Here is an 11,984-nt window from a genome sequence, read left to right as displayed (position 1 = left end):
GGACCAGGCGGGGGAGGCGGTGGGCCGGGGCGCCGTACCAGGCGCAGGAGACCGCGTAGCCTATGCCCAGGCAGACCAGCCCGCCGACCGCGTCCAGCCAGAAGTGGTTGGCGGTGCAGACGATGACCACCAGGGTGAGGGCCGGGTAGAGCCATCCGAGGACCTTCACCCACAGCGGCGCCGCCAGCAGGGCGAGGGTGATGCCGCACCACACCGACCAGCCGATGTGCATCGACGGCATGGCCGCGTACTGGTTGGAGACGCTGGCCATGTCGCCCGAGGCCATCGAGCCCCAGGTGCCGTGGACCTTGACGGTGTCGATGAAGTGCACGCTCTCCATCAGCCGCGGCGGGGCCAGGGGGTAGAGGTAGTAGCCGAGCAGGGCGACGGCCGTGGTGGCGAACAGGACCGTGCGGGTGGCGGCGTAGCGGCCCGGGTGTCTGCGGTAGAGCCAGACCAGGACGCCGATGGTGACGATGAAGTGCAGCGTGGCGTAGTAGTAGTTCATCGTCACGATCAGCCAGGTGACGCCGTTGACCGCGTGGTTGAGGGACTGCTCGACGGCGATGCCGAGGGCGCGTTCGGCCTCCCACAGCCAGTCGGCGTTCCGCAGGGCCTGCGCCTCCTGCTCCGGCACGGCGTTGCGGATCAGGGAGTACGTCCAGTAGCTGACCGCGATCAGCGTGATCTCGAACCAGATCCGGGGCCTGCGGGGCGCGCGGATGCGCTGGGAGACGGTGCGGCGCGGAGCCGGAGCGACCGTGCGTTCATCTGCCGGAGCGACAGTGGTCACTCTGGCTTCTTCTGTCGTCCTCGTGATCGGAGCCCCCATGGTGCGCCAGTCTGCCAGAATCCGGACCCCGACCGATCATCCCCCGGTCCGGTCCTGACCGCCTCCGGTCCTCCCTGAGACGGACCCCCGCCCCTGAGGCGCGGAGGCGGTGGAGCCGCGGACGACCAGCTCGGGGAGGAAGACGAACTCGCTGTGCGGGGCGGGGGTGCCGCCGATCTCCTCCAGCAGGGCCCGTACCGCCGCCTGGCCCATCGCGGTCACCGGCTGGCGGATGGTGGTCAGGGGCGGGTCGGTGAAGGCGATCAGCGGGGAGTCGTCGAAGCCGATGACCGAGACGTCGCCGGGAACGGCCAGGCCGCGCTGCCGGGCGGCCCGGATGGCGCCGAGCGCCATCATGTCGCTGGCGCAGACCACGGCGGTGCAGCCGCGGTCGATCAGGGAGCCGGCCGCCGCCTGGCCGCCCTCCAGGGTGTACAGCGAGTGCTGGACCGTCGACTCCGCCTCGCCGCGCGAGAGTCCGAGCTGCTCCTGGAGGCTGGTGGTGAAGCCATCCGTCTTGCGCTGTACGGGCACGAACCGGGCCGGTCCCAGGGCCAGCCCGATGCGTTCGTGGCCGAGCGAGACGAGGTGGGTGACGGCCAGTCGCATCGCGGCCCGGTCGTCCGGTGAGACGAAGGGCGCGCGGACCTTGGGGGAGAATCCGTTGACCATCACGAACGGCACGCCCTTGCCGCGCAGCTGCTCGTAGCGCTGTGTGTCGGCGGTGGTGTCGGCGTGCAGTCCGGAGACGAAGATGATGCCCGCCACGCCCCGGTCCACGAGCATCTCGGTCAGCTCGTCCTCCGTCGAGCCGCCGGGGGTCTGGGTGGCCAGGACGGGGGTGTAGCCCTGACGGGTCAGCGCCTGTCCGATGACCTGGGCGAACGCCGGGAAGATCGGGTTCTCCAGTTCGGGGGTGATCAGCCCGACCAGCCCCGCGCTGCGCCGGCGCAGGCGTGTGGGCCGTTCGTACCCCAGCAGGTCCAGTGCGGCGAGGACGGACTCGCGGGTGGCCGGGGAAACGCCGGGCTTGCCGTTGAGGACGCGGCTGACCGTCGCTTCGCTGACCCCCGCCTGGGCTGCGATGTCAGCTAGCCGTGCGGTCACAGCACCGGACTGTACCGGTCATGTGTCCGACTGCCCACCGTACCCGGGAGTTCGCCCGGATAGGTGCGGTTTCGCCCCCCGGGGCCGGGAGGCGGAACCGGGGTCTCACCGTTCGACGCCGTAACCGGGCAGCAGTTCTTCGTTCCACTCCTCGGCGGTGCGGGTCAGTCCCTCGCGGGCGGTCTCCTCGCCGCGCAGGATGGCCGTGTAGTGGGGCTGGAGGGCGACGAAGAGCTGTCCGCCCTCGGGGAGGGAGGGCCGGGCCACGGCCTTGGTCAGCGCCAGGTAGAAGGAGTTGCGCACCGGGTCGGAGAGCACCTTCCCGGTGTAGGCGGCCGTACGGGTCGGCAGCAGTCCCAGGGCGAGGGCGGTGCTCTCCTGCTGCTTCGCGTCGGTCATGTACTTGACGAAGAGGTACGAGGCGTCGGGGTTCTCCGACTCCGCGGAGACCACGAGGTTGTGGCCGCCGGTGGGGGAGCCCGCGGTGCCCGACCCGCCGGCCGGGACGGCGGCGATGCCCAGGTTGTCGCGGTCCTCGAACTCGGGGGAGGAGAAGATGTCGGCGGTCGCCCAGGGACCGTTGATCATCATGGCCGCCTCGCCGCTCTTGAAGGCGTTCTGCATGGCGGCGTAGGCGTCCTTCTCCGGGGGCTTGGGGGCGGCGCCGGAGGAGACCAGGTCGGCGGCGGTGGCCACGCCCCGGACCGAGTCGGGGGAGGCGACGGTGATCGTACGGGAGCCGACGTCGACCAGATCGCTTCCCTCGCCGTACAGGAACGGCAGGGAGAAGAAGGGGTCGGGATTGAGGACGATGCCCTCGGCCCCCGTCTTCTCCTTGACCTCCAGCGCGACGTCCTTCAGGTCCTTCCAGGTGGACGGGGGGCGGTTGATCCCCGCCTCCTCGAAGATCCGGCGGTTGTAGAGCAGGGCGAGGGTGTCGGTCACCTGGGGGACGCCGTAGACGCCGCCGTTCTCCAGCGTCACGCTCGCGGTGGTGGTCGGCAGGAAGCCGGACATGTCGGCGTCCAGGGCGGGGGTGCCGGTGAGGTCGGCCAGATGGCCCTCGGCGGCGAAGCCGATCGTCCAGCCGACGTCCGCGCGCAGCACGTCGGGTACGCCCTGGCCGGACTCCACGGCGTCCAGGAACTTCTGCTGGGCCTGGTCGAAGGGGACGGAGACGTGCTCGACGTCGATCCGCGGGTACTTCTTCTCGAACGCCGCGACGAGCTTCGCGAAGTGCGGGGCCTCGGCCTCACCCGAGGTGTCCCACCAGGTGACGCTGCCGGAGGCGGCGGAGGCGTCGTCCTCGGCGGAGCCGCCGAGGACCGTGCAGGCGGTGGCCGTCAGGGCCAGGGAGACGGCGGCGGCCAGGGCGGCGGCGGTCCTGCCGCGCCGGGCGGCCCGTCCGGCCGAATCGGACTTCCCGGGGGGTATGTGACTTTCCATCGTGCTCTTCCCGTCTGTCCTCAAGCGGAGGATCCGCAGTGGAACGCGGAGGAAGGTAGCAGGAGCGCAACTTCTTGCGGAAGCCGTTGCAGACTCGTTTGCAGAAAGTTGCCGCAAGGTCTTTCTAAAAGATTGCGCCGCTGTTACGTTCCTGGTCAGCCCGGCGCCGCGACCGCGCGGCCCGCGCGGAGTACGCCAGTGCCCCCGCGAGACGGGCACCGGATCATGGAGGAGTTCACATGCGGCGTGGCATAGGGACCACCGCACTGGTCGCGGCCATCGCGCTCGCGGCCACCGCCTGCGGCGGCGGGGACGGCGGCGACGGCGAGAAGAAGAACGCCAACGGCGAACTGTCGGGCACCGTCGAGTTCTGGGACACGTCGGGCGACGCCGAGAAGGGCTTCTACAAGAAGGTCGCCGAGGAGTTCGAGGACAAGCACCCCGGCGTCGACGTCAAGTACGTCAACGTCCCCTTCGGCGAGGCCAGCAACAAGTTCAAGAACGCCGCCGGCGGCGGCTCCGGCGCCCCCGACGTGATGCGCACCGAGGTCGCCTGGGTGGCCGACTTCGCCAGCCTGGGCTACCTCGCCCCGCTGGACGACACCGCCGCGGTCGAGGACAAGGACGACTACCTGCCGCAGGCCTGGGGCAGCACCCAGTACGACGGCAAGACCTACGCCGTCCCGCAGGTCATCGACACCCTGGCCCTCTTCTACAACAAGGGTCTGCTGGAGAAGGCCGGCGTCGAGGTCCCGCAGTCGGTCGAGGACATCAAGGACTCCACGGAGGCCTTCAAGAAGAACGACGTCACCCCGTTCTACCTGCGCGGCGACGACCCGTACTGGTTCCTGCCCTTCCTGTACGGCGAGGGCGGCGACATGCTCGACGCCGAGGCGAAGAAGATCACCATCGACGAAGAGCCCGGCGTGAAGGCGTTCGAGGTGATCAAGGACCTGGTGGACTCCGGGGCCGCGACCACGGACACCACCAACGGCTGGGAGAACATGCAGAAGTCCTTCAAGGACGGCAAGGTCGCGATGATGATCAATGGCCCCTGGGCCATCGAGGACACCCTCGCGGGCAAGCAGTTCAAGGACGACGAGGACAACCTCGGGGTCGCCGCGGTCCCGGCCGGCAGCGCCGGCCAGGGCGCCCCGCAGGGCGGTCACAACTACTCCGTCTACGCCGGCTCCGACAACCTCGACGCCTCCTACGAGTTCGTCAAGTACATGAGCTCCGCCGAGGTCCAGAAGCGCACCACCGAGGAACTGAGCCTCCTGCCGACGCGCACCTCGGTCTACGAGGAGAAGACCGTCAAGGACAACCAGATGGTCCAGTTCTTCAAGCCCGCCGTGGACAAGGCCGTCGAGCGCCCCTGGATCGCCGAGGGCAACTCCCTCTTCGAGCCGCTGCGCGTCCAGATGGCCGACGTGCTGACCGGCAAGGCCAAGCCGGAGGCCGCCGCGGAGAAGGCCGGCGAGGAGTACGCCAAGCTCCTCGAGGACGGGGACTGGAAGTAAGGGCCCGGAAGAGCTCAGGGAGAGGCTGACCGACGACCATGGCTGTCGAGACCGGCCAGTCGGTGGCACCGGCCGCGGGCGGAGACGCCCGCGGCCGCGGCCGCGGAACTGGCGAGAAGTCCAGCAAGGCCCCCGGACCGCTGCGCCGCGCGCTGGCGACGCACTGGTACGCGTGGGCCATGGTGGCCCCCGTGGTGATCGTCATCGGGGTGATCATCGGCTATCCGCTGCTCCGGGGCGTCTGGTTGTCCCTGACGGACGCGGACGAGGCCAACGTCGCCCGCACCATCGGCGTCAACGAGATCGAGGCCACCTACGAGTTCATCGGTCTCGACAACTACAAGGCCATCCTCACCGACAACGTCTTCTGGGACCGGCTCGGCTGGACGGTGCTGTGGACGGTCGGCTGCGTCTCCGTGACCTTCCTGCTGGGCCTGGTGCTGGCCACCATGCTCAACCGGAAGCTGCGCGGCCGGGCGGTGTACCGCATCGCGATCATCCTGCCCTGGGGCATCCCCGCCTTCGTCTCCGTCTTCGCCTGGCAGATGCTGTTCAACGAGAAGAACGGCATCCTCAACAGAGTCCTGGAAGGCGGCGGCATCGAGGGCGTCCCCTGGCTGGGCGACCCCACCTGGGCGAAGATCTCCGTCATCGCCGTGAACGTCTGGCTGGGCGTGCCGTTCATGCTCGTCGCCCTGCTGGGTGCCCTCCAGGCCATCCCCTCGGAGCTGCTGGAGGCCGCCGAGGTGGACGGCGCGAACGCCTGGCAGCGCTTCCGCAACGTCACCCTGCCGGGCATCCGCTCGGTCAGCAGCACCGTGGTCCTGCTGAGCACCATCTGGACGTTCAACATGTTCCCGGTGATCTACCTGCTCACCCGCGGCGGGCCGGGCGACTCCACCGAGATCCTGGTGACCTACGCCTACCGGCTGTCCTTCCTCAACAGCCCGCGCGACTTCGCCACCTCCGCGGCCTGGGGCGTGCTGATCCTGCTGCTCCTGATGCTCTTCGCGGTGTTCTACCGCCGTTCGCTCCGCAAGCAGGGAGAGGTGTGGTGACGACGATGGACACCACGAAGACCACCACCGCGACCACGACCCCCGACCCCGCCACCACCGCGCCCGTGCCGCCGGCCGGCGGCGGGCGGCCCCGTCGGGTGCGCGGTCGCGGCGAGCGCGGGCCGCTGGCCTCCGTCGCCCTGCACGCGGGCCTGCTGCTCGCGGCCGTGGCCGCGGTCTTCCCGCCCTTCTGGCTGCTGGTGACCTCCTTCAAGCCCAAGACGGAGACCTTCACCACCTCGCTGGTGCAGAACTTCACGCTGGAGAACTACACCCACGTCCTGGGCGACACCTACTTCCTGACCTGGTTCTGGAACTCGGTGGTGGTCGTGGTGGCGACCACGCTGCTCGGCGTGTTCATCTCCGCCACCACCGGCTACGCCGTCAGCCGCTTCCGCTTCCCCGGGATGCGCCCGCTGATGTGGACCCTGCTGATCACGCAGATGTTCCCGATGGCGATCCTGATCGTGCCGCTGTACAACCTGATGGCGCAGCTCGGCCTGCTCAACCAGCCCGTCGGGCTGATCATCACCTACCTCACCATCGCGGTGCCGTTCTGCGCCTGGATGATGAAGGGCTTCTTCGACACCATCCCCGTCTCCATCGACGAGTCGGGGCGCGTGGACGGCCTCAACCCCTTCGGCACCTTCTGGCGGCTGATCCTGCCGCTGGCCAAGCCGGGGCTGGCCGTCACCGGCTTCTACAGCTTCGTGACGGCCTGGGCCGAGGTCGCCTACGCGTCGGCCTTCATGACCGGCGAGGAGAACCTCACCCTCGCCGGCGGCCTGCAGACCTTCGTCAACCAGTACGTGGGCGACTGGGGTTCGATGACCGCCGCCGCGGTGATCATCGCCGTCCCGGCCGCGATCGTCTTCGGCATCGCCCAGCGCCACCTCGTCGCCGGTCTGACCTCCGGCGCCGTCAAGTCCTGACCCGCCGCCCCATCCGTCCGGTACCTCGCGTCCCCCCACTCACGACACCAGGGATGACATGACCCAGCACTCATCAGCCCCCACCACCGGCACGGCCCCGGCCATCCGCACGGACGCCACGGGAGAGCCGGCCGGCTGGTGGCGCGACGCGGTGATCTACCAGGTCTACCCCCGCTCCTTCGCCGACGGGAACGGCGACGGCATGGGGGATCTGGCGGGCGTCCGCGCGCGGCTGCCCTACCTGGCCGACCTGGGCGTCGACGCCGTCTGGCTCAGCCCCTTCTACGCCTCCCCGCAGGCCGACGCCGGCTACGACGTCGCCGACTACCGCGCCATCGACCCGATGTTCGGCGATCTGCACGACGCCGACGCGCTGATCCGCGACGCCCACGAGCTGGGGCTGCGGATCATCGTGGACCTGGTGCCCAACCACTCCTCCGACCAGCACGAGTGGTTCCAGCGCGCCCTGCGCGAGGGCCCCGGCTCGCCGCTGCGCGACCGCTACCACTTCCGCCCCGGCCGCGGCCCGAGGGGCGAGGAGCCCCCCAACGACTGGGAGTCCATCTTCGGCGGCCCGGCCTGGACCCGCACGAAGAACCCCGACGGCACCCCGGGGGAGTGGTACCTGCACCTGTTCGCCCCCGAGCAGCCCGACTTCAACTGGGAGAACGAGGCCGTGCGGGACGAGTTCCGCTCGGTGCTGCGCTTCTGGCTGGACATGGGCGTGGACGGCTTCCGCATCGATGTCGCCCACGGACTGGTCAAGGCCGCCGGACTGCCCGACATGGGCCGGGCCGGGCAGCTGAAGCTGCTGGGCAACCAGGTGCTGCCCTTCTTCGACCAGGACGGCGTCCACGAGATCTACCGCTCCTGGCGGCGGATCCTCGACGAGTACCCCGGCGAGCGCATCGGCGTCGCCGAGGCCTGGACGCCCAGCCCCGAGCGCACCGCGCTCTACCTGCGCGCCGACGAGCTGCACCAGGCGTTCAACTTCCACTACCTGAACACCGCGTGGAACGCCGAGGCGCTGCGGGAGGTCATCGACCAGTCGCTGGACTCCATGCGCCCGGTCGGCGCCCCCACCACCTGGGTGCTGTCCAACCACGACGTGGTGCGCCACCGCACCCGGCTCGGCGGCGGCCTGGCCCGCGCCCGCGCGGCCTCGCTGCTGATGCTGGCGCTGCCCGGCTCGGCCTACGTCTACCAGGGCGAGGAGCTGGGTCTGCCCGAGGTCGCGGACCTGCCCGACGAGGTGCGCCAGGACCCGTCCTTCTTCAAGGACAACGGCCAGGACGGCCTGCGCGACGGCTGCCGCGTGCCCATCCCGTGGACGCGGACCGGTTCCAGCTACGGCTTCGGCTCCGGCGGAAGCTGGCTGCCCCAGCCCGAGCAGTGGGCCGAGCTGTCGGTCGAGGAGCAGACCGGCGACCCCACCTCCACACTGGAGTTGTACCGCAGCGCGCTGGCGGTCCGCCGCGAACACCCGGCGCTGGGCGCGGGCGAGAGCGTGGAGTGGCTGGAGGACTTCCCCGCCGGGGTGCTGGCCTTCCGCCGCCGCGCGGCCGACGGCTCCGGCCGCGACCTCGTGTGCACGGCCAACACCACCGACCGGCCCGTGGAGCTGTCCGCGGCGCCCGGCCGGGTGCTGCTGGCCAGCGGCGAGTACGAGGGCGGGGCGATCCCGGCCGACACCACCGTCTGGTGGGAGGCATGACCGACACCGGTACGGCGCCCGCGCCGGTTCCCCAGCAGGGGGGACCGGCCGCGGGCGGCGTCCCCGGCGGCGTCCCCGGCAGTGCTCCCGGGACTGCCCGCCTGGCCGACATCGCGGTCCAGGCCTCGGTCAGCGAGGCCACGGTCAGCCGCGTGCTCAACGGCAAGGCCGGCGTTGCGGCCGGCACCCGGCAGAAGGTGCTGGCGGCCCTGGACGTGCTGGGGTACGAGCGGCCGCTGCGGCTGCGGCAGCGCAGCGCCGGGCTGATCGGGCTGGTCATCCCGGAGCTGACCAACCCGATCTTCCCGGCGTTCGCCCAGGTCATCGAGCAGGTCCTGGCCGGACACGGCTACACCCCGGTGCTGTGCACCCAGATGCCCGGCGGCGCCACCGAGGACGAGCTGGTCGAACAGCTCGTCGAGCGGGGCGTCAACGGCATCGTCTTCCTCTCCGGGCTGCACGCCGACACCACCGCGGACCCGGGCCGCTATGTGCGGCTGTCCGGGCGAGGCGTGCCGTTCGTGCTCATCAACGGGTTCAACGAGCACGTCAGCGCTCCCTTCGTGTCGCCCGACGACCGTGCGGCGGCCCGGATGGCGGTACGCCACCTGGTGGACCTGGGCCACGATCCGCTGCGGATCGGCCTGGCGGTCGGCCCCGTCCGGTACGTCCCGGTGCGGCGGAAGGCGGAGGGGTTCACGGCGGCGCTGATCGAGCAGGGCGTGCCCGCGGCGCGGGTGCGCGAGCAGGTCCAGCACACGCTGTTCACCCTGGAGGGCGGCCACGCCGCGGCGGGCGCGCTGATCAGCGCCGGCTGCACGGGGGTGGTCTGCGGCAGTGACCTGATGGCGCTGGGCGTGGTGCGGGCGGCCCGGCAGCGCGGGCTGGAGGTCCCGCGCGAGCTGTCGGTGGTCGGTTTCGACGACTCCGAGCTGATCGCCTTCACCGACCCGCCGCTGACGACCGTGCGCCAGCCGGTCAAGGCCATGGCGAGCGCGGCGGTGAACGCCCTGCTGGAGGAGATCGGGGGGAACCCCGTCCAGCACTCGGAGTTCGTCTTCCAGCCGGAGCTGGTGGTGAGGGGCTCGACGGCCCCGCCGCCGCAGCCGTCGTAGGACCGGGCACAGGCCGCCGGGCGCCGGCGGGTGCCCGGCGGCGTGTGACCTGACGGCCCGCCGCCGGACACCCGCCGGCGCCCGGCGGCGTGTTCGGCGGGCGTCCGGCGGAACAGCGTGTGCCACGGGGGTGTGCGGGAAACCCGGCCCGGCCGGCCGGGCGCGTGGGGGCCATGTGCCTGGTCCCCCGGCCGACCGGACCGGGAGTGTGGTTGAACGTAGCACCATGCAATCTCTTGCGAAAGAGATTGCACAGAGGCGACGGCTGTGTTTCCCGGAGATGTCCAAAGCCTTGACGCCCCTCCGGGGCCCGTCTACGGTCTCCTGCGCGAAGACTTTCAGGCGTTTTCAGTCTTCTTGCAGCAAGAGCATTCACTGCTCCACCGCCTTACGGGCGCGGCGCGTTGCCCCCAGGCAGGCACTCGCATCTGCTTCCCCCACAGGAGGAAACGTGGCCAGGAGATCCGCAGCCGCCACACTCGCGCTTGTCGCGGGCATGGCAGGCTCCCTCATCGCCGTTCCCGGATCGGCACAGGCCGCGCCGCCCGGGACCAAGGACGTCACCGCCGTGATGTTCCAGTGGCGCTTCGACTCGATCGCCAGGGCCTGCACCGACACCCTCGGCCCGGCCGGCTACGGGTACGTCCAGACCTCGCCGCCCCAGGAGCACATCCAGGGCAGCCAGTGGTGGACGTCCTACCAGCCCGTCAGCTACAGGATCGCCGGCCGGCTCGGCGACCGCGCGTCCTTCAAGAACATGATCGACACCTGCCACGCGGCCGGTGTGAAGGTCATCGCCGACGCGGTCATCAACCACATGTCCGCCCACGCGAGCGGCACCGGCACCGGCGGCACCCCGTTCGCCAAGTACGACTACCCCGGCATCTACAGCGGCCGGGACATGGACGACTGCCGGTCGGAGGTGAACGACTACCGGAACCGGGCCAACGTCCAGAACTGCGAACTGGTGGGCCTGGCCGACCTCGACACCGGCGAGGACTACGTCCGCGGCCGTATCGCCGCCTACCTGAACGACCTGCTCTCCCTGGGCGTGGACGGCTTCCGCATCGACGCCGCCAAGCACATGCCCGCCACCGACCTGGCCGACATCAAGTCCCGGCTGTCCAACCCGAACGTCTACTGGAAGCACGAGGCCATCCACGGCGCCGGCGAGGCGGTCTCGCCCACCGAGTACCTCGGCAGCGGGGACGTCCAGGAGTTCCGCTACGGCCGCGAGCTCAAGCGGGTGTTCAACAGCGACAAGCTCGCCCACCTGAAGAACTTCGGCGAGGGCTGGGGTTTCATGGAGTCCGGCAAGTCCGGGGTCTTCGTGGAGAACCACGACACCGAGCGCGTCGGCGACACCCTCAACTACAAGGACGGCGCGAACTACACCCTGGCCAACGTCTTCATGCTGGCCTGGCCCTACGGCTCCCCGGACGTCCACTCCGGCTACGAGTGGTCGGACAAGGACGCAGGTCCGCCGAGCGGCGGCAACGTGACCGCCTGCTACAGCGGCGGATGGAAGTGCCAGCACGCCTGGCGCGAGATCTCCTCCATGGTCGCCTTCCGCAACGTCTCGCGCGGACAGGCCGTCACGAACTGGTGGGACAACGGCAACAACGCCATCGCCTTCGGCCGCGGCTCCAAGGCGTACGTCGCCATCAACCACGAGGGCTCCCCGCTCTCGCGGACCTTCACCACCTCCCTGCCGTCCGGTGACTACTGCGACGTCCAGAGCGGCGGGAAGGTGACCGTCGACGGCTCGGGCCGGTTCACCGCCACCCTCGGCGCCAACACCGCCCTCGCCCTGCACACCGGCGCCCGCACCTGCTCCGGCGGCGACGGCGGAGACAGCGCCGACGGCGCCTCGTTCAACGTCAACGCCACCACGGTGATGGGCCAGAACATCCACGTCGTCGGCAACCGCGCCGAACTGGGCGACTGGAACACCGCGAACGCCCCCAAGCTGGACCCGGCGGGCTACCCGGTGTGGAAGCTGGACGTGGACCTGCCGGCCGGAACCTCCTTCGAGTACAAGTACATACGCAAGGACGCCGGCGGCAACGTCACCTGGGAGAGCGGGGCCAACCGCACCGCCACCGTCCCCGCCGACGGCAGGGTCGTCCTGAACGACACCTGGCGCAGCTGACCCGCGCGCGGCGCCGGCCACCGCGCCGGCCCCCGCGCGGGCCGTGAGACGGCCGCCCGGACCCCGGCCCACTTCCCCGCCGCCGGGCCCGGGCGGCCCACGGCCCCC

General features: G+C 70.7%; 9 protein-coding genes. 6 read left to right on the top strand and 3 right to left on the bottom strand.

The features are described 5' to 3' along the window. From L7D48_RS18595 to L7D48_RS18585, 3 genes are all read right to left on the bottom strand, one after another. Positions 1-832 (bottom strand): phosphatase PAP2 family protein (locus L7D48_RS18595; protein WP_237880590.1); only part of this gene is annotated, 832 nt, incomplete at its 3' end. 36 nt (positions 833-868) lie between these two features. Next, positions 869-1,939 (bottom strand): LacI family DNA-binding transcriptional regulator, encoded by a 1,071-nt coding sequence (locus tag L7D48_RS18590; RefSeq protein ID WP_237880589.1) that lies wholly within the window; start codon positions 1,937-1,939, stop codon positions 869-871. Positions 1,940-2,044: 105 nt separating this feature from the next. Further along, positions 2,045-3,385 (bottom strand): extracellular solute-binding protein, encoded by a 1,341-nt coding sequence (locus L7D48_RS18585; protein ID WP_237880588.1) that lies wholly within the window; start codon positions 3,383-3,385, stop codon positions 2,045-2,047. Between the two features lie 239 nt (positions 3,386-3,624). Here L7D48_RS18585 and L7D48_RS18580 point away from each other — a divergent pair, with 239 nt between their 5' ends. From L7D48_RS18580 to L7D48_RS18555, 6 genes are all read left to right on the top strand, one after another. Continuing rightward, a complete protein-coding gene (locus tag L7D48_RS18580; protein WP_237880587.1) occupies positions 3,625-4,905 on the top strand; it encodes an extracellular solute-binding protein in 1,281 nt (426 codons plus the stop codon). Between the two features lie 38 nt (positions 4,906-4,943). Then, entirely contained in the window at positions 4,944-5,963 is a 1,020-nt protein-coding gene (locus tag L7D48_RS18575) for a carbohydrate ABC transporter permease (RefSeq protein ID WP_237880586.1), read from the top strand. Positions 5,964-5,968: 5 nt separating this feature from the next. Beyond that, the gene (locus L7D48_RS18570; protein ID WP_256462984.1) at positions 5,969-6,895 is read left to right on the top strand and encodes a carbohydrate ABC transporter permease; all 927 of its coding nucleotides are present in this window, start codon (positions 5,969-5,971) and stop codon (positions 6,893-6,895) included. Positions 6,896-6,953: 58 nt separating this feature from the next. Continuing rightward, on the top strand, positions 6,954-8,609 hold the full coding sequence (locus L7D48_RS18565; RefSeq protein WP_237880584.1) for a glycoside hydrolase family 13 protein: 1,656 nt from the start codon (positions 6,954-6,956) through the stop codon (positions 8,607-8,609). Continuing rightward, positions 8,606-9,724, top strand: coding sequence for a LacI family DNA-binding transcriptional regulator (locus L7D48_RS18560; RefSeq protein ID WP_237880583.1), 1,119 nt, complete (start codon positions 8,606-8,608; stop codon positions 9,722-9,724). The genes L7D48_RS18565 and L7D48_RS18560 overlap by 4 nt, the downstream gene beginning before the upstream one ends. A 451-nt stretch (positions 9,725-10,175) precedes the next feature. Continuing rightward, positions 10,176-11,876, top strand: a complete 1,701-nt coding sequence (locus L7D48_RS18555; protein ID WP_237880582.1) for a carbohydrate-binding module family 20 domain-containing protein — start codon at positions 10,176-10,178, stop codon at positions 11,874-11,876. Positions 11,877-11,984 lie beyond the last annotated feature (108 nt).

The sequence above is a fragment of the Streptomyces sp. ICN903 genome, assembly GCF_022015835.1.
GTDB lineage: Bacteria > Actinomycetota > Actinomycetes > Streptomycetales > Streptomycetaceae > Streptomyces > Streptomyces fenghuangensis.
This window is presented reverse-complemented; position numbering and strand designations above follow the sequence as displayed.

Coding starts and splice junctions, on each gene's coding strand:
- L7D48_RS18565 (WP_237880584.1), top strand. CDS start 6,954: ATGACCCAGCACTCATCAGCCCCCACCACCGGCACGGCCCCGGCCATC.
- L7D48_RS18560 (WP_237880583.1), top strand. CDS start 8,606: ATGACCGACACCGGTACGGCGCCCGCGCCGGTTCCCCAGCAGGGGGGA.
- L7D48_RS18570 (WP_256462984.1), top strand. CDS start 5,969: ATGGACACCACGAAGACCACCACCGCGACCACGACCCCCGACCCCGCC.
- L7D48_RS18580 (WP_237880587.1), top strand. CDS start 3,625: ATGCGGCGTGGCATAGGGACCACCGCACTGGTCGCGGCCATCGCGCTC.
- L7D48_RS18575 (WP_237880586.1), top strand. CDS start 4,944: ATGGCTGTCGAGACCGGCCAGTCGGTGGCACCGGCCGCGGGCGGAGAC.
- L7D48_RS18585 (WP_237880588.1), bottom strand. CDS start 3,385: ATGGAAAGTCACATACCCCCCGGGAAGTCCGATTCGGCCGGACGGGCC.